Origin of the sequence: Paracoccus subflavus (assembly GCF_004310345.1) — a bacterium.
GTDB lineage: Bacteria > Pseudomonadota > Alphaproteobacteria > Rhodobacterales > Rhodobacteraceae > Paracoccus > Paracoccus subflavus.
Genome location: NZ_SISK01000007.1, coordinates 32,013 through 50,641, shown reverse-complemented (window position 1 = coordinate 50,641; position 18,629 = coordinate 32,013). Strand labels below are relative to the sequence as shown.

The window sequence follows — 18,629 nt, the reverse complement described above, 5'->3', positions numbered from 1 at the left end:
GGGCGGGGGTATTTGAACAACGAAGAAGGCTCAAGGGTTGCGCAGGAACCGGCGCAGGATTCGCTCCAGCTTTGCAGCGCCCAGCGGGGCCATGGCCTTGGTGTGGTCGTGGCTGATCGATTCGTCCGACAGCCCCGCGCCCATGTTGGTGATGACCGAGATGGCGGAGCAGCGGATTCCCAGGAACCGGGCCAGGATGATTTCCGGCACGGTGGACATGCCCACGGCATCGGCGCCCAGGATTTTGGCCGCGCGGATTTCGGCGGGCGTTTCGAAGCTGGGGCCGGAGAACCAGCAGTAGACCCCACCCGGCAGGTCGATCCCCTCGTCCGCCGCGGCAGCCGACAGGGCCGCGCGCATGGCGGCGTCATGGGCATCGGTCATGGGGACGAAACGGGCGTCGGTCGGCTCTCCGATCAGGGGGTTGGCACCGGCCAAGGCGATGTGGTCATCCAGCAGCATCAGCCCGCCCGGCGGGATGTCGGGACGCAGCGATCCGGCGGCGTTGGTCAGGATCAGCCGGTCGCAGCCCAGCCCGGCCAATGTTTCCAACGGCAGCCGCATGGCGTCGGCGCGGCCCGATTCGTAGTAATGCGACCGGCCCCCGAAAACGGCGACGCGACGGCCTTCCAACTGGCCAATCACCAGTTGCGGCACATGGCCCGACACGCCCGCATGGGGAAAGCCCGGCAGGTCGTGATAGGGGATCGCCACGCCGTCCACAGTTTGCGACAGATGCCCCAGGCCCGACCCCAGGATCAGCCCGTATTCGGGCGGCCGGTCGCCCGCGCGGTCGCGGATCAGGCGGACCAGATCACCGCTCTTTGACATAAGGCTCTCCTCCGGCGCGCGGGGGGATGGCGCGGCCCACGAAGCCCGCCAGGATGATCACCGTCAGGATATAGGGCAGGGCGTTCATGAACATCGACGGCACGGTGACGATGCCCAGATCCAGGTTCGGATAGCGGTTGGCGACAGCCTCTAGCAGGCCGAACAGGAAGGTCGCGCCAAGCGCCCCCCAGGGCCGCCATTTGGCAAAGATCAGCGCGGCCAGCGCGATAAAGCCGCGCCCGGCGGTCATTTCCTTGACAAAGCCCGCCGACAGGCCCGTCGCCAGATAGGCCCCGGCCAAACCGCACAGCAGCCCGGCGATCGCGACGGCGGCAAAGCGCAGCCGCGTCACCGACACGCCCGCCGTATCGACCGAGGCCGGGTTTTCCCCCACCGCCCGCAGCCGCAGCCCGAACCGTGTGCGATAGAGCACCCACCAGGTCAGCGGCACCATCAGGAAGGCCACATAGACCAGGATCGAATGCCCCGAGATCACCTCGGCATAGAGGGGGCCGATGACGGGAACGGGGCGCAGGGTTTCGGCCAGCGGCAGGGTGATGTCGGACAGGCGCGGGGTCGCCGTCAGCCAGCCCGCCGCATCGGGTCCCGTGATCCCCGACAGCCAGATGCGAAAGGGCGTGACCTGCGCCTCAAGCTCGGCCCCCGGCGTCAGGGTGGGGGTCCGTCCGCCCAGGCCAAAGATCTTTTGCCCCAGCAGCACCGTCAGCCCTGAGGCCAGAAAGTTCATCGCAACCCCAGAAATCAACTGGTTGCCCCGAAAGGTGATCGATGCCAGGCCATGGATCGCCGACAGCATCAGCGACCCCAAGAGCCCCGCCATCAGGCCCAGCCAGACATTGCCGGTCAATGCCGCGACCGCCGCCGCGGAAAACGCCGCCATCAGCATCTTGCCTTCCAGGCCGATGTCGAAGACCCCGGCGCGTTCGGAATAAAGCCCGGCCAGGCAGGCCAGCAGCAGGGGCGTCATCAGCCGCACCGCGCTGTCGAGGATCTGGATGACCGTGTTCAGATCCATCACGACCCCCGGTTGCGCATCGCCAGGAAAATCCGTTCCAGCGGCATCCGCACCATGTTGTCCAGGGCGCCGGTGAACAGGATCACCAGCGCCTGGATGACGATGATCAGTTCGCGCGGAATGCTGGTCCACAGCGCCAGTTCGCCCCCGCCCTGATACAGGAACCCGAACAGCAATGCCGCCAGAACGATGCCCAGCGGATGGTTGCGACCCATGAGGGCCACGGCGATGCCGATGAAGCCCGCCCCCTCGACCGCGTTCAGGACCAGGCGCTCGGCCTCGCCCATGACGCTGTTGATGGCCATCAGCCCGGCCAGGCCGCCGGAAATCAGCATGGCGATCACCGTGATGCGGACCGGGTTGATGCCCGCATACAGCGCGGCGGGTTCGGATTTGCCGAATGCCCTGATTTCGAACCCCAGGCGGGACCGCCAGATCAGCAGCCAGACCAGGATGCAGGCGATCACGGCGACGAAAAAGCTGATGTTGACGGGGGTGTTCCTGCCCCATTCAAAGCCCAGGGCCAGCGCCATGTCCGACAGCTTGGGCAGGTGCGTGGACTCCGGAAAGCGGCCGGATGCGGGGTCCATGCTGCCCACAGGGCGCAGCAGGTTCACCAGGACATAGTTCAGCGCGGCGGCGGCGATGAAGTTGAACATGATCGTGGTGATGACGATATGGCTGCCCCGTTTCGCCTGAAGCCATGCGGGAACCAGCGCCCAGGCCGCCCCGAATGCTGCCGCGCCGATCATCGCCGCGGGCAGCGCCAGCGCCCAGTGGGGCAGGGGCAGATACAGCAGCACCAGGGCCACGCCCAGGCCGCCCATCGCCGCCTGCCCCTCGCCGCCGATGTTGAACAGGCTGGCGTGATAGGCCACCATCACCGCAAGCCCCGTGAAGATGAAGTTCGTGGCGTAATACAGCGTGAAGCCCCAGCCATAGCTGGACCCCAGCGCCCCGTCGATCATCGTGGTCAGCGCGACCACCGGGCTTTCGCCGATGGCCAGGATCACCAGGGCCGAAATCGCCATGGCCAGCACCAGCGAAATCAGCGGCGTCAGGATCACGTCGGCCCATTTCGGCATCGTGTCCATCGCCTCAGCCTTCCATGCCGGAACACAGCGCCAGGAAGCTGCGGGCATCGGCGATCTGGTCCCAGGCGATCGGGTCGCCAGTGCCCGCCATGCGCGCCAGGTTGCGGGCACGCGGCACGGCGCCGTTCGCCCCCGGAAAGCCGCGCACGACCAGCAGGTTTTCATCGGCCCGCGCCTGGCCCTGCCGGGCCTCTCCGGTGCAGCGGCTGCCATCGGTCAGGGCGGCAAAGGCGATGGCGACGCGACCCGTCACCTGGGGCGCGGTTTGCGCCCCCGAGGGCATCTGGACCGGGGCCTGGTCGGCACAGGCGGTGCCGCGCGGATCGGTCACGCAGCTTGACGCGAAATCCCGCCGGTAATCGGACCCCGCGACCGGATCGGCAACGGCCCAACTGCCGTCGGGGTTGCGGGCGCGGGTCTGGGCCCGGGCCTCGGCCGCCATGACCAGACGGTCTGGGGCTTCGCCGCCGGGCCAGATGTTTATCCTGGGCATTCTGGGCATGGGAACGGCGCTGCAACCGGCGGCCAGCAGAAGCGAGAACAGCAGGATCGTTCGGGCAGGGGTCATTTATGGATCTTGTGTCAAAGGCTCGGGTTGTCGGAAGGTCGGATCGACACCCGCCATCAGCAGGCCAAGCTCGCTCGCCGTCGTATCGGCCGGCAGACGCTCGCCCATGATGCGGCCGTCGAACATCACCGCGATACGGTCCGACAGGGACATGATCTCGTCCAGTTCGACCGAGACCAGCAGGATCGCCTTGCCGGCGTCGCGCAGGTCCACGATGCGCTTGTGGATGAATTCGATGGCGCCGATGTCCACGCCCCGCGTCGGCTGGCCGATCAGCAGCAGGTCGGGGTTGCGCTCGATCTCGCGCGCGACGACGATCTTTTGCTGGTTCCCGCCCGAGAAATTGCGCGCGGCGAGATAGCAGTTCGGCGGACGCACATCGAACCGTTGGATCTTGGCCGCTGCATCCCGGCGGATCGCATCGTGATCCATCAGCGGCCCGCGCGAATATTCAGGCGCGTCGTGATACCCGAAGGCCACGTTTTCCCAGGCGGCGAAATCCAGGATCAGACCCTCGACCTGCCGATCCTCGGGGATGTGGCCGATGCCCCGGCGCCGGCGTTCGGCGGCGTTGCAGGTGCGGCCCGACAAGGACAAGAGCGTGCCGTTCACGCGGATCTCGCCCGAGAGGGTGCTGCCCTTTTCGGGATAGCCGCCCAGAACCTCCAGCAGTTGCGTCTGGCCGTTGCCAGACACCCCCGCGATGCCCAGGATCTCGCCCGCACGAATGGTCAGGTCGATGCCCCGCAGGCGCTCGACGCCGGTGTCATCGACGATCTTCAGGTTGCAGACCTCCAGCACGGCCTGGCCGGGCCGGGCAGGGGCCTTGTGAACGTTCAGCAGGACCTTGCGGCCCACCATCAGTTCGGCCAGCCCCTCGGGGCTGGTTTCGGCGGTTTTGACCGATGCCACCATCTCGCCCCGGCGCATCACGGACACGGTGTCGGTGATCTCCATGATCTCGCGCAGCTTGTGGGTGATCAGGACGATGGTCTTGCCCTCGTCGCGGAGGCCCCGCAGGATGCGGAACAGGTGATCGGCCTCGGCCGGGGTCAGCACGCCGGTCGGTTCGTCCAGGATCAGGATGTCGGCCCGCCGATACAGGGCCTTGAGGATCTCGACCCGCTGCTGGTGGCCGACCGACAGCTCCTCGATCGTTTCGTCGGGATCGACGTTCAGTTCGTAATCCCGCGCCAGTTGCCGCAAGACGCCGCGCGCCCTGGACAAAGACGGGCGCAGCAGGCGACCGTCCTCGGCTCCCAGGATGATGTTTTCCAGAACGGTGAAGTTCTGGACCAGCTTGAAGTGCTGGAACACCATGCCGATGCCCGCGCGGATCGCGGCCTGACTGTCGGTGATGGTCATGGGCCGGCCACCCAACCGAATCTCGCCCGCGTCGGGTTTGTAAAAGCCGTAGAGGATCGACATCAGCGTCGATTTTCCCGCGCCGTTTTCGCCGATGATGCCGTGGATGGTGCCTTTTTCGACGCGCAGGTCGATGTCGCGGTTGGCCTGCACCGGTCCGAAGGACTTGGAAATGCCGCGCAGTTCGATCGCCGCGGGGGCGGCCGCTGCCGGCCGCCCCCCGTTCTGCACCGTCGCGTCCATTACTGGACCGGGCAGGTGTTGTCGGTCATGTAATCGTGGACAACGATCTCGCCCGAGGCGATCTTGGCGCGGGCATCATCGATGGCGGCCTGCATTTCGGGGGTGATCAGCGGCTGGTTGTTGTCGTCAATGGCGACATCGACCCCGCCCGCCTTGAGGTCCATGACCTTGACGCCGGGCTGCACGCCATTCGTGAAGGCGTCGTACACGGCATTGTCCACGCGCTTGACCATCGATGTCAGCACCTTGCCGGGATGCAGGTGATTCTGGTTGCTGTCCACGCCCACCGACAGGATGCCCGCGTCCGCCGCGGCCTGAAGCACTCCGATCCCGGTGCCGCCCGCGGCGGCATAGATCACGTCGGCGCCCTGGCTGATCTGTGCCTTGGCAAGCTCGCCCCCCTTGACGGGATCGTTCCAGGCGGCGGGGGTCGTGCCGGTATAGTTGATCAGAACCGCTCCATCGGGCTTCACGGCCTTGAAGCCTTGCGAAAATCCGCATTCGAACTTGTGGATCAGCGGAATGTCCATGCCGCCGATAAAGCCTGCGGTCCCCGACTGGGATGCCATCGCCGCCATGATCCCGGCCAGATAGCTGCCCTGTTCCTCGGTAAAGACGACCGATTGAACATTGGGCTGTTCCACAACCATGTCGATGATGGCGAACTGGGTGTCGGGATAGTCGGGGGCCACCTGGTTCAGCACGTCGCCAAAGGCAAAGCCGGTCATGACGATGGGATTGGCGCCGGTTTCGGCCAGCCGCCGCAGCGCCTGTTCGCGCTGCGCCTCGGACTGCATCTCCAGTTCCTTGTAGGTGCCGCCGGTTTCCTCGGCCCAACGCTGCGCGCCCATGAAGGCGGCCTCGTTGAAGGACTTGTCGAACTTGCCGCCAAGGTCGAAGATCAGCGCAGGTTCCGCCAGGGCCGCCGTGCCCGTCAGACCCGCCAGCGCCACGCCTGCCATAAGCGATTTCGTGGGTGACATAAGGAAACCTCATCCTGTTGTGCCGGGCGATTCAAGCCGCCCGGACGATGGATGGATTAGGGCGCATCGCCCCCGGGCGGTCAACCGCCTTGTTGGACATCCCGAAGGTTCAGCACCATCACCACCCCGTCCAGATCCGGGGCGTAATAGGCCCGTCTGCGTCCCGCGTCGCGCCAGCCACCGCCGCGATACAGCGCCTGCGCGGGGGCATTGTCGGCGGCGACCTCCAGAAACGCGCGGGCCGCGCCGCGCGCGCGTGACGTTGCGGCAAATTCGTCCATCAGCGCGCGGGCGATGCCTTGCCGCCGGGCAGCCGGGGCGACCGCCAGGGTCAGCAACTCGGCCTCGTCCGCGATGACGCGGCCCAGCAGAAAGGCCTTGGGGCGGGTCAGCAGAAAGACATGCGGGCCATCCAGCAGGTCGGCGAATTCCACCGCCGACCAGGGGCGGGGGCGAACAAAGCAGGCACCATGCAGGCAGGCCAGCCGTTCGGGCGTCACGGCAGGATCAGGGGCGGCCTGTCGCGTGCCGGGGCGGCATCGGCAGGGCAGAGATACAGGGGCGCCGGACGCGGCCCCGGATCGGCCCGGCGCGACAGCGCGATCCGGGCAATGGCCAGGGCGGGCGGCATCGCCGGTTCGGCGGGCACGGGACCGGGCGGCAGCATCTCGGCCGCTGCCTGTTGCGGGCCATGGCTGTCCGCGCCGAAATCCTGCCAGACCACCTGTCCGCCGCGTAGGGGCAGGACGACCCGGCAGGGGCGCGACAGGCCGTGCGCCGCCGCCTCGGTTGCCGTGACCCCCACGGCGGGGATGCCCAGCGACAGGGCCAGCCCGCGTGCCGCGGCGACGGCGATGCGGATGCCGGTGAAGTTTCCGGGACCGATGCCCACGCCGATCACGTCCAGATCCCCCCATCCAAGCCCCGCGCGGGCCAGAAGATCCTCGATCAGGGGAAACAGGCGCTCGACCTGGCCCTTGGCCATCTCCTCCTGCATTGCGCCCAGAACGGCGTCTCCCTGCAGCAAAGCGGCCGCGCAATGCGCGGCCGACGTGTCGAATCCCAGAACGACGGGATCAGGCAACCGGACGGACCTCGACCACCTCGGGGATATAATGGCGCAGCAGGTTCTCGATCCCCATCTTCAGCGTCAGGGTCGATGACGGGCAGCCCGCGCAGGCGCCCTGCATGTGCAGATAGACCACGCCCCGGTCGAACCCGTGAAAGGTGATGTCGCCGCCGTCCTGGGCCACCGCCGGGCGCACGCGGGTGTCGAGCAGTTCCTTGATCTGCACCACGATCTCCGAATCCGGGCCGTCATGACTGGCATGTCCGCCGGCCTTTTCCGCCTGGGATTCGATGGCCGGGGCGCCCGACTGGAAATGCTCCATGATCGCGCCGAGGATGGATGGCTTGAGATGATCCCAGGGCTGGTTCTCGGCCTTGGTCACGGTCACGAAATCGCGGCCCAGAAAGACGCCCGTCACGCCTTCGACTCCGAAGATGCGTCGGGCCAGGGGGGATTTCGCCGCGGTTTCCGCAGCAGGGAAATCGGCCGTGCCGGTGTCCAGCACGATTTCGCCCGGAAGAAACTTCAACGTCGCGGGGTTCGGTGTGGTTTCGGTCTGGATGAACATGGCGGGGACTCCTTTGCACCGGATATGGCGATGACCGGCCTGCGGGTCAAGCATGGCGCGATCAGGTGATGGCTTCCAGCCGTTCCTTGGAAATGTCGGCGGGCACGATGGTGATGGGGCAGGGCAGGGACGACGCGTCGCGCAACAGCCGCGCCAGCACCGGGTTCTGCACCGTCTTGTCCGAGGTCAGGCCGATGGCGACAATGCCCACCGCAGGGTCCTGGGCCAGATAGGCAAGCAGTTCCTCGGCCGGGTCGCCCTCGCGGATGACCAGTTCGGGTTCGACCTTGGGGCGCGAGCGCATCCATTTCGCAAAAACCTCGAAATGCGCTTCGATCCGCTCATACGCCTCGGAGCGCATCACCTCGGCCACGCCGAAGCCATGCTGGATCTCGCCGGGGGGAATCACGGCAAGAACCGTCACCGCGCCCCCCGAATTGGCGGCGCGCATGGCTGCGAACCGCATCGCGTTCAGGCATTCCCGGCTGTCTTCCAGCATCACCAGAAACTTGCGCATTCCCCACCCTTCTGCAGCCCCGTTCGGCGCGACAGTGGCCGAGATACCATGGTCGTGCAAGTCGATCGGCGGTTTGCCGCAAGGGCAGTTTTCTTGGCTTTGGCGATATGCTACCGGCATCAAAAGCAGAATTCGTGCGGGGCAGGCATCGTGACGATCCACCACGATTGGGACAAGACCGCCTCGGCACGCCTCGCCGCGCCGAAGATGGCTTGGTTCGTGGACGACGGCCACGCCGCCATCGCCAAGCCGTCGCCCCGCCGCAAGAGGCTGTTCGACATGGCCCTGGCGCTGATCCTGCTGATTCCGTTGTCCATCGTGATGGGAATTGTGGCCGTTCTGATGCTGATCCAGCAGGGTCGCCCGATCGTCTATTCAGCCGAACGGATGCGGGCGCCGGGCCAGCCCTTCCAACAGCTCAAGTTCCGCACCATGATCCCCGAGAACGAGGATTTCGGGGCAACCGGGGCGCACAAGCATTGGCGAATCACGCCGCTGGGCCATTTCCTGCGCCGCACCCGCATCGACGAGCTGCCGCAGCTCTTCAATATCCTGAGGGGCGACATGAGCTTTGTCGGACCGCGTCCCCCCCTGCGCGAATATGTCGAGCGGTTCCCGGCGGTGTATTCGCAGGTTCTGAAAAGCCGCCCCGGGGTGACCGGGCTTGCGACCCTGATCTATCACCGCCACGAAGACCGCATTCTGGCCCGCTGCACCAGCGCCGAGGCGACAGAGCTTGCCTATTACCGCCGCTGTTTGCCCGCCAAGCTGAAGATCGACCTCATCTATCAGCGCCACCGCGATATCCGGCTGGACCTTTGGATCATGTGGAACACCCTCAAGATCGCGCTGGGCGGCAAGGATGAACGCCCGCGTCGCCGGGGCCGGCTTTAATCCGCGAACGGGTCGCAGGGATAACCCACCCCGCACAGGTACAACCCATGCGGCGGGCAGACCGGGCCGCAGGCGGCGCGGTCACGGGCGGCAAGTGCCTGGGCTACCCGATCTGGCGACCATGCCCCCGCGCCAACCCGTTCGAGCGTGCCCACGATCGACCGGACCTGGTTGTGCAGGAACGACCGCGCCCGCAGGTGAAAACGGTATTCCCGGCCATGGGGAATAGCGGCCTCCTCGATGGCGATCTCGTCCAGGGTCTTGACCGGACTGGCCGCCTGGCACATCGCCGACCGGAAGGTGGTGAAATCGTGGCGCCCGACCAGATGCGCCGCTGCCTGCCGCATGGCCCCCGCGTCCAGGGACTGCAGCACCTGCCAGATCAGACCCCGGTCATGGGTCGCAGGCGCCCGGCGGAATTGAAGCCGAAACAGATAGCGCCGTTCGGTCGCGGAAAACCGGGCATGAAAATCCTCGGGCACCCGCGTCGCGGCCAGGATCGCCACTGGCAGGGGCCTGAGGTGAAAGTTCAGCGCCTCGGCCAGCCGGAAGCCGTCCCAGTCCCGTGCCAGATCGGCATGGGCCACCTGCGCCGTCGCATGGACCCCCGCATCGGTGCGCCCGGCGGCGGTGATCCGGGCGCCTGCGGCAAAGCCCGCGTCCAGACGCCCCAGCGCCGATTCGATGGCGGACTGCACCGATGGCCGATCTGCCTGGGCCTGCCAGCCGGAAAAGGGGCGGCCGTCATATTCGATCTTCAGGGCAAAGCGCGGCATGATAAGGGCGTCAGCGCGCCTTGTCCCGTCCGGGGGTCAGAACGCTGTCGAGGAACCGGGCCGTCTCGGTACGCGGCGGCTCGAGCGCGGCCGGTTCGTCGGATCGCACGCCCTCGCGTGCCAGACGGTCGCGCAACACGCCGATCTCGATGTCCAGATCCGCCTTGTCGCCCTCCAGCAGGTGCCGGGACTTGGCACTGAAATCGCCTTCCAGATCGTCCAGGAACGCCTCGAAGGACTGGCGCGTCGCGGGATCGCCCGTGCGGCGATACAGGTCGGCGAACTTGACCGTCGCGTCGCGGGTGCCCGACAGATAGACTGTCATATATCGCCGCGCCGCCGACAGATCGCCCGGATTGCTGCGCACGCGGTCGAACAGATCTTCGACCGTCGCGGCAAAGCGATCCACCCGTGCCGCAAGCCAGCGGTCGCCGGTGGTGCGGATCGCCTCGCGGATCTGGGCCAGATGGGCTTCGCCCTCTTCGATCATGCGGTCGGCGCGGCCCTGCTGAAATTCATCGGTCCCTGCCGTGCCCTTGTCGCGCATCGGATCGGCGCCGAAGGCCAGCCAGTGCAGCACCATGCCCGTGGCCCCGACCAGGCCCGCGCCCGCCAGGCTGCCGGGTTCGGCCACACCCAGCCCAAGGCCAAGGCCGGTCAGTACGCTGCCGAACAGCTTGCGCGGGATGGCCGGCCGGCGGGCCACGCGGCGCACCTCATAGGCGGCTTCCGCCGCAAGGCCCTGGCCCGTCATCCACATCGCGCTGGCAAGGGTGCCAAAGGCCGCGAGGCTGGCTGCCATCCCCGCCGGATCCTGAAAGAAGGCCCCGAACAAGAACGGCACGGCGGCCATGGTGATGTATTTGGGCCGCGAGGCCAATCGGTGCCGGATCGGCGCGGGCGGCGTCGGGTTCGTCCCGCCATCCTGCGGCCCTATTCCGGGCGAAAAGCGCCCGCCGTATCGCTTGGCCGCCATCAGCCCGCCCCCAGCGAAGCATACAGCGTCACAAGGATCAGCAGATAGAAGCTGAGCCGCTGGATTGCCTTTTGCGACATGCCCGTCCTTTCGCTGGGGCCGCCATCCGGCCCTGTCATCCGGTCCTATATCGGAATTGCGGCGCCCTTTGCAAAGATCAGGCCGGCGGAAACAGCCGGTCGATTGCCCGAACCAGGGGTGCAGGGTCGTCCAGCACCAGCCGCACGGGCAGCGACATGACCTTGCGGCGGAACGATCGCGGCAGGCGGGCCGCATCCTTTTCGGTGGTGACAAGCTGGGCGCCCGTCAGCCGCGCCTCGGTTTCCAGCCGCGTCAGCAGCGCGGGGGTAAAGGGCTGGTGGTCGTCCAGCGCCTCGGCCCGGACCACCTCGGCGCCCAGGGCGGACAGCGTGGCAAAGAATTTCTCGGGGTGACCGATCCCCGCAAAGGCCAGAACCCGGTGGCCCTGCCAGTCGAATCCCGTCTGCAACGGCTCCAGCCGCCCGCGCAGATGGGGCGGCGCCCCGGGGGGCGGGGCAAAGCGGGCCTGTGCCTCGGGGGGGCCGATGGACAGCAGCAGGTCGGCGCGCGCCAGCCCGGCGGCCACGGGTTCCCGCAAGGGTCCGGCAGGAATGCACAGCCCGTTGCCGAACCCCTTGGCGGCATCGACCACCACCACCGACAGGTCATGGGCCAGGGCGGCGTCCTGGAACCCGTCGTCCAGGATGATGGCGCCAGCGCCCCCCGCCACCGCGGCCCGTGCCCCGGCCAGCCGGTCGCGCGACACCCAGACCGGGCCGAAGGCCGCCATCAGCAGCGGCTCGTCCCCGGTCAGGCTGGCGTCGTGACGCGCCTCATCGACCCGCAGCGGCCCCTGCGCCCGGCCCCCATAACCGCGCGAGACGACATGCGCCGCGATCCCGCGCGATTGCAGCATCTGTTGCAGATGGATGACGGTGGGGGTCTTTCCGGTGCCCCCGGCGTTCAGGTTGCCGACGCAGATCACCGGCACCCCGACGCCGGCGCGGGCGCCGCCCGCCAGCCGTCTGGCGGTGGCGCGGGCATAGGCCATGCCCAGGGGCCGCAGCAGATGCGCGGCAGGCCCGGCCGGGCGGCGATACCAGAAGGCAGGGGGCCGCATCAGGGTTGCCCTGCGGCGATGGCGTCCAGCACCTCGGCGCAGATCCGCATCGTGACCTGCGCTCCGCCCGTGCTGACCCGCCAGGCATTGCTGGCCAGGGTGGCGATCAGGTCTGGCTGGGACAGTTCGGCGATGGCGGCGGCCAGGGCATCGGCATCGGCGACCTGCCGCGCGGCGCCGGCGCCGCCCAACTGCTGCCATTCGGTCGCGTGCCGGTCGGTCCGGGGACCATGGACAATGGCCGATCCCAAGGCCGCGGGCTCAAAGGGATGGCGCGCCGCTGCGTCGTCGCCCGACAGCGTGCCGCCCAGATAGGTCACGGGGGCCAGACGATACCACAGCCCCATTTCGGTCGGTCCGTCCGTCAGCATGATCTGCACCTCATCGGCGGGATCTTCGTCCAGGGTCCGGCGCGCCACCACCAGACCCTCTGCCTCGATCCGCTCGGCCAGCGGGTCGATCCGGGCCGGATCGGCCGGGGCCAGGAACAGCAGCGCGCGATGGGACTGGGCAAGCGCCGCCCGATGCGCGGCCAGAACGGCGTCCTCCTCGGATGCGGGGACCGAAGCCGCCAGCCAGGCGTGGCGTCCGCGCAGGAACTGGGCCATGACGCTGCGCTCGGCCTCGGAACAGGGCAGGGGGTCGCGGATCTCGGTCACGGGGCCGGTCAGGGCGACCCGCCCGCGTTCCGCGCCCATGCGCAGCGCCGTGGCCTGCGCCGCAGGATCGGTGACAAGCACCGCCCGCATGTGACGCAGCAGTTCCCGCCGGCCCAGGGCCCGCAGCCTCCAGGCCGCGTCGTCGGCAACCAGCCGCGCTTCGGCCAGGACGACGGGCAGGCCCGCGCGGCCCGCCGCCGTCACCAGCACGGCAGGCAGATCGGCGCCCAGAAGCAGCAGCGCGGCGGGGCGGGCCGCCATCAGCGCCTGGGCGGCGGGCGGGGACAGATGGCCCACCTCGAGGATGCGCAGATCCGGTCGCAGCCGCGCCAGTCGGCGCTGGACCTGGGAAAAGGCCAGGCGCGCATCGGCCGACGCCTGAACGACAAGCAGCGGTCCCCGCCCCGGCGGAATGTCCGGAGCCATGTTCTGGGCGGCAGGCTGTCGCCCTTGCAGCCACAGCCCCAGCCGCCCTATTCCCAGACCCCGCACGGCCATCATGCCCCTGTCCCGCCGGTCAGCCCCCCAGGCCCAGTTCCTCGGTCGGGCTGGCGGCTGTTTCCTCGTCGCGCAGGCGGTGCAGATGGGCGATGAAATAGCGGGTATGGGCGCTGTCCACGGTGCGCTGGGCCTCGGCCTTCCAGGCGTCGTGGGCAGACCGGTAGTCGGGAAAGATGCCGACGATGTGGATCGCCCTGGTATCGCGGAACTGGGTGCCCTGCGGGTCCACCAGTTCGCCGCCAAAGACAAGATGCAGACGTTGGGTCATGAACAAGATCCCCTGGTTGATATGGCCCGGACCCTAGCCCGGAGGCGTGCCAAGATGAAGCGGTATGCCGGGGCACCTTGCATTCGCGCCGCGATCCGGGGCCGGGAATGAGACCGGGCCGGTCTTCACAGCCCGGCCATCGCCATGATGGCGGCCCATTCGGCCTCGCTCACCGGCTGAACCGACAGGCGCGAGTTGTTGACCAGAACCATGTTCTGCAAGGCCGGTTCCGCCTTGGCCCGGTCCAGTGACACCGGCCGGGGCAGCGGCTTGACCGCCCTGATGTTCACGCATTCCCATTTCGGATCGTCGGCCGTGCTGTCGGGATGGGCCTCGGCGATGACCTCGACGATGCCGACGGCCTCCTTGCCGATGTTGGAATGATAGAACAGGCCCCGGTCGCCCCGCTTCATCGCGCGCATGACGTTGCGGGCCTGATAGTTGCGCACCCCGTCCCATTCCTCGCCCGCGTCGCCGCGGGCAACCAGGTCGTCCCAGCCGAAGACGTCGGGTTCGGACTTGAACAGCCAGAAGGCCATCAGCCGACCACCTTTTTCCATTCGATGACCTCGACGCTGTCGAACAGGCCCGCCGACTTGTAAGGATCGTTGGCTGCCCATTCCTGCGCGGCGGCAAGATCCCCGGCCTCGAGGATCAGCAGCGATCCGCACATCTGGCCATTCTCGATTAGGGGACCGGCCATGCGGACGATGCCGGTATCGCGGATGAAGCCCAGATGGGCCTCGCGGGTGTCCAGGCGGGTTTGCAGAAAGCCGGGCTTATCCCGGCAGATCACGGCGAACAGGGGCATCATTCCTCCTTCAGGGGTCGTGTCATCAGGTGCTGGATCGCGTCATCGACGCTTATGCTGCTTTCGGCAAGCCGGGCGACCATGGCGGCGATGGGCATGTCCTCTCCGCGTTTGCGGGACAGGGCGGCGACGGCGCGGGCCGTCGCCGCCCCCTCGACCGTGATGGCGGCGTCGAAGGGCTGGCGGGCGCCGATCGCCTGGCCAAACCGGAAGTTGCGCGACTGGGCGGATGTGCAGGTCAGGGTCAGATCGCCCAGTCCCGACAGTCCGGCAAGCGTCCCGGATCGCGCACCCAGGCGGATGGCAAGTCGGGTCATTTCCGCAAAGCCGCGGGTGATGATCGCGGCCCGGGCGCTGTCGCCCAGGCCTGCGCCGATGACCACTCCTGCCGCGATGGCGATGACGTTTTTCAGCGCACCGCCCAGTTCCGCACCGATGATGTCGCCCGACAGGTAAAGCCGCAGCACCGGGGTCGAAAGCTGGTGCTGCAAGGTCAGCCCGGCCTTGCGGTCGGCGCAGGCCAGCGTCAGGGCGGTCGGCAGGCCCCGCGCGATGTCCGCAGCAAAGGATGGGCCTGTAAGAACCGCGATGGTGGCCTGCGGGCAGGCCTCGGACAGCAGGGTCGAGGGTCCGGTCAGCCGGGTCAGGTCGATGCCCTTGGCGGTGCTGACCAGCCGCTTGCCATCCAGAAGCGCGGCGTGATCGGCCAGGAACCCCCCCAGAGCCTGGGCGGGCAGGGCCAGCAGCAGCGTCCCGGCCTGCGTGGCGCTGCCCAGGTCGTCGGTGACGCGGATCGCATCGGGCAGGGTGACGCCCGGCAGACGGGGATTGTCGCGCCCCCAGGCCGCATCGCGCGCCCACAGCGTCACCGGCCCGTTGGCCGACAGCGCAACGGCCAAGGCGGTGCCAAAGGCGCCCGCGCCCAGGATCGCCACGCTCATGCCTTGGCCCCCTTCTTGCCGCCGCCCAGCATCGGCGCGGCGACGCGGTCCAGCGGCCAGCGCGGCCGCGCGGCCAGATCCAGGCCGTCCCATTGGCCCAGGGCGAACCGTTCCGCCCCCGCCCAGGCGATCATTGCGCCGTTGTCGGTGCACAGCGCCAGCGGGGGCGCCAGAAACCGCACCCCCGCATCCCGCGCCACCTGCTCCACCGCCGCGCGGATGGCGCCGTTGGCGGCCACGCCTCCGGCGACGGCCAGAACCGGGGCAGGGCTTGCGGCCAGGGCGCGGCGGGATTTCTCGGCCAGGACCTCGGCCACGGCCTGCTGGAACGCGGCGCAGAGATCGGCGCGGTCGCCTTGCCGCAGCCCGCCCTGATCCGCGATCAAGCCGTCGCGCAACCGCAGCGCGGCGGTCTTGAGGCCCGAAAACGACATGTCGCAGCCGGGCCGGTCCAGCAGCGGGCGGGGCAAGGCAAAACGGTCGGGGTCGCCGGTTGCGGCCTCGGCCTCTACGGATGGTCCGCCGGGCTGGGGCAGGGCCAAGAGCTTGGCCAGCTTGTCGAAGGCTTCGCCCGGCGCGTCGTCGATGGTGCCGCCCAGGCGGGTGAAGTCCTGCGGCCCGTCCACGCGCAGAAACTGGCAATGTCCCCCCGACACCAGCAGCATCAGATAGGGAAAGCCGATCCCATCGGTCAGGCGCGGTGTCAGCGCGTGGCCCGCCAGATGGTTCACACCGATCAGCGGCAGGCCCGCCCCGGCGGCGATGCCCTTGGCGCACATCACGCCCGCCATCACCCCGCCGATCAACCCCGGTCCTGCCGTCACCGCCACCGCCGTGACATCGCGCAGGGTGATACCCGCCTGAGACAGCGCCTGTTCTACGGCCAAATCCAGCCGTTCGGCATGGGCGCGGGCGGCGATTTCCGGCACCACGCCCCCGAAATCGGCATGAAGCGCCGTCTGGCCGCTGACCACCGAGGAGAGTATCTGCCGGTCGCCCGTCACCAGGGCGGCGGCGGTATCGTCGCAACTGCTCTCGATGCCAAGGAAAATCTGCTGGTCGTCCATGGTCTTGCCGGGCGAGGAATTGGCGCTTACGCCTTGTGGCCCTTAGCATCGGCCAGGGGAATTGCCAATGTCCAGCGCCAAGCGCCCGATTCTGCTGCTGACCCGCCCCGCTGCGGATTCGCGCCGGTTCGCGGCGCTTTTGCCGGACTGGCGGGCGGTGATCTCGCCCATCCTGCGGATCGTGGCGGTGGATCACGACGGCGCGGCCTTGCACAGGGCGGCCGGGCTGGTCTTCACTTCGGCCCATGCGGTCGCCGCGGCGGGGCCTGGGCGGGGCCGGCTGGCGATCTGCGTGGGCCGGCGGACGGCCGAGGTCGCCCGGGCCGCAGGGTTTGACGTGCGCACGGGCGACGGATGTGCCGAAAGCCTGCTGCCGTTGATCGCAGCGGCGCCGGTTCCCCTGGTCCATCCCCATGGGCGGCATCTGGCGCGCACACTGCCCGTGCCGGGAATGGTGGTCTATGACCAGCAGGCCCAACCGTTGAACGCCGCAGCGCGGGGCACTCTGGTGGGCCGGGCCCCGGTGGTGCTGCCGCTGTTCTCGCCCCGCAGCGCAAGGCTGGTGGCGGACGCGGTGGCGGGTGCGCGCGCACCCCTGTGGCCTGTCGCGATCAGCCCCGCCGCCATGGCTGCCTGGCATGGGCCGAAGGCGGGGCAGGGGGTCGCGGATGCCCCCGATGTCGCCGCCATGGCTGTGGCGATCAACCGCCTGCCCGTGGCGGAACAATGATGCGCAGGGCGGGTTGAGAAGCGGCCCCCGTCTGATTAGGCTGCGGGGCCAAGACGCGGCCGGAACCGGGCCGCGATGACGGGGACATGACGTGAAAAAGCCAGACAAGACCAAAAGCCCGGAAAAAGCCGAAACCGCCGACCAGCCGACCCAACCCTCGCCCGCCCGAAAGGCTGCGGCCGATCCGGGTGTGATCGCGTCGGCGCCGATCCCGCCGGGCGATGGCCGCGCGGCAGCCGCGACCGGGGGCGAGATCGCGCCCGTCAAGTCCACCTTGCTGGGCGATGGAACAGGGCAGAACCCGCCGGCACGCCGCAAGATTGGAGCTTCTGTCTCCGATGCCCGCGCCGATGACAGGGCGCAGGATGAAATGGCGCAGGATGTCCAGGCCGCGACGGTTGATCGCGACACGCCGGAAACGCGTCCCTCGTCCGCGCCGCCTGCTCCCTCCGGGGCGGCTGTTCCCGCAGTGCGCAAGACCGGATTCTGGCCGGTGTTCTTGGGTGGCGTGGTCGCGGCCGGGCTGGGATCGGCCGCCACGATCTGGGCGCTGCCGAACTTGCCCGCAGGCTGGCTGCCGCAGGAGGAGACCGAAGCCGTAGCCCCCGCGCCCGAGGTGGATATCGACGCGATTCGCGCCGAGGCCGTCAGCGTCGCCGAGGAAGCGGCCCAGGCCACGGCCCAATCCACGGCACAATCCACTGCCGAATCCGTCGTGGCCCAGCAGATCGCCGCGCTGCGCGAGGAATTGACCATGCCGGCGGAACCCGCCGAAGCCGCGACTGCCGACGCCCCGGTCGGAGAGGCCCCGGTCGGAGAGGCCGTACCGGCGGAACCCGTGACCGCCGCCCCCGAGGCCCCCGCCGTCTCGGTCGAGGAGGTCGCCGCCCTGCGCGAGCAGGTGGAACAGCAGGCGGCACGGATTCAGGAATTGCTGGACCGTCCCCAGATCGACCCCGCCCTGGCCGAACGGGTCGAAACCCTGGCCGGCCAGGCCGACACGCTGGAACAGCAGATCCAGACCGCCGCCCAGGCCGCGCAGGCGCAGATCAACGAGGCCCAGGCCGAGGCCGAGCGGTTGCAGCAGGCCGCCGCCGAAAGCACCCGCCGCGCCGAGGCGGTTGCCGCCGTCACCGCGCTGCAATCCGCGCTGGACCGGGGCGTGACCCCCGACGAGGCCCGCGAGACGCTGGAAGGCGCCGGGCTGGAAACCCCCGAGGCCCTGGCCCGAGAGGTGCCCAGCCTGGACAGTCTGCAAGCCCGTTTTCCCGAGGCTGCCCGTGCCGCGCTGCGCGCCTCGCTGCGGCAGGACAGCACGGCGGGCAACGGCAACCTTTTCACCAATTTCCTGCGCGCCCAGACCGGCGCCCGGTCGGTCGCCCCGCGCGAGGGCAGCGACCCTGATGCAATCCTGTCGCGGGCCGGCGTGGCGGTCGAGGCAGGCCGGATCGGCGATGCCGTGGCCGAACTGGAAGTCTTGCCGGAACCGGCGCGGGCTGCCCCCGTCATGGCGGACTGGCTGGCCGATGCAACGGCCTATCGTGATGCGCAGGCGGCGTTGTCCGACCTGTCGGTCCCTTCGAACTGAGGT

Annotated in this window: 22 protein-coding genes; 3 read left to right on the top strand and 19 right to left on the bottom strand. The window is 68.7% G+C overall.

The window, feature by feature from the left end:
* Positions 1–30 precede the first annotated feature (30 nt).
* The 10 genes from EYE42_RS10330 to EYE42_RS10290 form a co-directional block, all read right to left on the bottom strand.
* Positions 31–831 carry a purine-nucleoside phosphorylase gene (locus EYE42_RS10330; protein ID WP_130991250.1) on the bottom strand — a complete coding sequence of 267 codons (801 nt, stop codon included), beginning with the start codon at positions 829–831 and terminating at the stop codon, positions 31–33.
* Positions 815–1,867, bottom strand: coding sequence for an ABC transporter permease (locus EYE42_RS10325; protein ID WP_130991249.1), 1,053 nt, complete (start codon positions 1,865–1,867; stop codon positions 815–817). Before EYE42_RS10325 ends, EYE42_RS10330 begins: the two co-directional genes overlap by 17 nt.
* A complete protein-coding gene (locus EYE42_RS10320) occupies positions 1,867–2,961 on the bottom strand; it encodes an ABC transporter permease (protein ID WP_130991248.1) in 1,095 nt (364 codons plus the stop codon). The genes EYE42_RS10325 and EYE42_RS10320 overlap by 1 nt, the downstream gene beginning before the upstream one ends.
* 4 nt (positions 2,962–2,965) lie before the next feature.
* Positions 2,966–3,529 (bottom strand): hypothetical protein, encoded by a 564-nt coding sequence (locus EYE42_RS10315; RefSeq protein WP_130991247.1) that lies wholly within the window; start codon positions 3,527–3,529, stop codon positions 2,966–2,968.
* Positions 3,530–5,137, bottom strand: a complete 1,608-nt coding sequence (locus EYE42_RS10310; protein WP_130991246.1) for an ABC transporter ATP-binding protein — start codon at positions 5,135–5,137, stop codon at positions 3,530–3,532.
* The gene (locus tag EYE42_RS10305) at positions 5,137–6,120 is read right to left on the bottom strand and encodes a BMP family lipoprotein (RefSeq protein WP_130991245.1); all 984 of its coding nucleotides are present in this window, start codon (positions 6,118–6,120) and stop codon (positions 5,137–5,139) included. Before EYE42_RS10305 ends, EYE42_RS10310 begins: the two co-directional genes overlap by 1 nt.
* Before the next feature lie 80 nt (positions 6,121–6,200).
* A complete protein-coding gene (locus EYE42_RS16340) occupies positions 6,201–6,620 on the bottom strand; it encodes a GNAT family N-acetyltransferase (RefSeq protein WP_246020721.1) in 420 nt (139 codons plus the stop codon).
* Positions 6,617–7,204, bottom strand: coding sequence for a tRNA (adenosine(37)-N6)-threonylcarbamoyltransferase complex dimerization subunit type 1 TsaB (tsaB, locus tag EYE42_RS16335; protein ID WP_246020719.1), 588 nt, complete (start codon positions 7,202–7,204; stop codon positions 6,617–6,619). The genes EYE42_RS16340 and tsaB overlap by 4 nt, the downstream gene beginning before the upstream one ends.
* Positions 7,197–7,757 carry a NifU family protein gene (locus tag EYE42_RS10295; protein WP_130991243.1) on the bottom strand — a complete coding sequence of 187 codons (561 nt, stop codon included), beginning with the start codon at positions 7,755–7,757 and terminating at the stop codon, positions 7,197–7,199. Before EYE42_RS10295 ends, tsaB begins: the two co-directional genes overlap by 8 nt.
* A 61-nt stretch (positions 7,758–7,818) precedes the next feature.
* Positions 7,819–8,274: a universal stress protein gene (locus EYE42_RS10290; RefSeq protein ID WP_130991242.1), complete on the bottom strand. Its 456-nt coding sequence runs from the start codon at positions 8,272–8,274 to the stop codon at positions 7,819–7,821.
* A gap of 150 nt (positions 8,275–8,424) precedes the next feature.
* On the opposite strand from EYE42_RS10290, the gene EYE42_RS10285 reads away from it, so the two are divergent.
* A complete protein-coding gene (locus EYE42_RS10285) occupies positions 8,425–9,168 on the top strand; it encodes a sugar transferase (RefSeq protein WP_246020713.1) in 744 nt (247 codons plus the stop codon).
* On the opposite strand, the gene truA is transcribed toward EYE42_RS10285, so the two are convergent.
* From truA to tsaD, 9 genes are all read right to left on the bottom strand, one after another.
* Positions 9,165–9,944, bottom strand: a complete 780-nt coding sequence (gene truA, locus EYE42_RS10280) for a tRNA pseudouridine(38-40) synthase TruA (RefSeq protein ID WP_130991241.1) — start codon at positions 9,942–9,944, stop codon at positions 9,165–9,167. The two genes, EYE42_RS10285 and truA, sit on opposite strands and share 4 nt — an antisense overlap.
* Positions 9,945–9,954: 10 nt before the next feature.
* Positions 9,955–10,920 carry a 5-bromo-4-chloroindolyl phosphate hydrolysis family protein gene (locus EYE42_RS10275; RefSeq protein ID WP_130991240.1) on the bottom strand — a complete coding sequence of 322 codons (966 nt, stop codon included), beginning with the start codon at positions 10,918–10,920 and terminating at the stop codon, positions 9,955–9,957.
* A gap of 157 nt (positions 10,921–11,077) precedes the next feature.
* Positions 11,078–12,061 carry a tetraacyldisaccharide 4'-kinase gene (gene lpxK, locus EYE42_RS10270; RefSeq protein ID WP_130991239.1) on the bottom strand — a complete coding sequence of 328 codons (984 nt, stop codon included), beginning with the start codon at positions 12,059–12,061 and terminating at the stop codon, positions 11,078–11,080.
* On the bottom strand, positions 12,061–13,221 hold the full coding sequence (locus tag EYE42_RS10265; RefSeq protein ID WP_130991238.1) for a 3-deoxy-D-manno-octulosonic acid transferase: 1,161 nt from the start codon (positions 13,219–13,221) through the stop codon (positions 12,061–12,063). The genes lpxK and EYE42_RS10265 overlap by 1 nt, the downstream gene beginning before the upstream one ends.
* A gap of 16 nt (positions 13,222–13,237) precedes the next feature.
* A complete protein-coding gene (locus tag EYE42_RS10260; protein ID WP_130991237.1) occupies positions 13,238–13,489 on the bottom strand; it encodes a DUF4170 domain-containing protein in 252 nt (83 codons plus the stop codon).
* Between the two features lie 125 nt (positions 13,490–13,614).
* Positions 13,615–14,028: an EVE domain-containing protein gene (locus EYE42_RS10255; RefSeq protein ID WP_130991378.1), complete on the bottom strand. Its 414-nt coding sequence runs from the start codon at positions 14,026–14,028 to the stop codon at positions 13,615–13,617.
* Positions 14,028–14,303 carry a YciI family protein gene (locus EYE42_RS10250; RefSeq protein WP_170309504.1) on the bottom strand — a complete coding sequence of 92 codons (276 nt, stop codon included), beginning with the start codon at positions 14,301–14,303 and terminating at the stop codon, positions 14,028–14,030. Before EYE42_RS10250 ends, EYE42_RS10255 begins: the two co-directional genes overlap by 1 nt.
* Entirely contained in the window at positions 14,300–15,241 is a 942-nt protein-coding gene (locus EYE42_RS10245; protein WP_130991235.1) for an NAD(P)H-dependent glycerol-3-phosphate dehydrogenase, read from the bottom strand. Before EYE42_RS10245 ends, EYE42_RS10250 begins: the two co-directional genes overlap by 4 nt.
* Complete coding sequence (tsaD, locus tag EYE42_RS10240) at positions 15,238–16,308, bottom strand: tRNA (adenosine(37)-N6)-threonylcarbamoyltransferase complex transferase subunit TsaD (RefSeq protein WP_130991234.1); 1,071 nt, start codon at positions 16,306–16,308, stop codon at positions 15,238–15,240. The genes EYE42_RS10245 and tsaD overlap by 4 nt, the downstream gene beginning before the upstream one ends.
* A 67-nt stretch (positions 16,309–16,375) precedes the next feature.
* On the opposite strand from tsaD, the gene EYE42_RS10235 reads away from it, so the two are divergent.
* Both EYE42_RS10235 and EYE42_RS10230 read left to right on the top strand, forming a co-directional pair.
* Complete coding sequence (locus EYE42_RS10235) at positions 16,376–17,038, top strand: uroporphyrinogen-III synthase (RefSeq protein WP_130991233.1); 663 nt, start codon at positions 16,376–16,378, stop codon at positions 17,036–17,038.
* Between the two features lie 91 nt (positions 17,039–17,129).
* On the top strand, positions 17,130–18,626 hold the full coding sequence (locus EYE42_RS10230) for a COG4223 family protein (RefSeq protein WP_130991232.1): 1,497 nt from the start codon (positions 17,130–17,132) through the stop codon (positions 18,624–18,626).
* Positions 18,627–18,629: the final 3 nt, after the last annotated feature.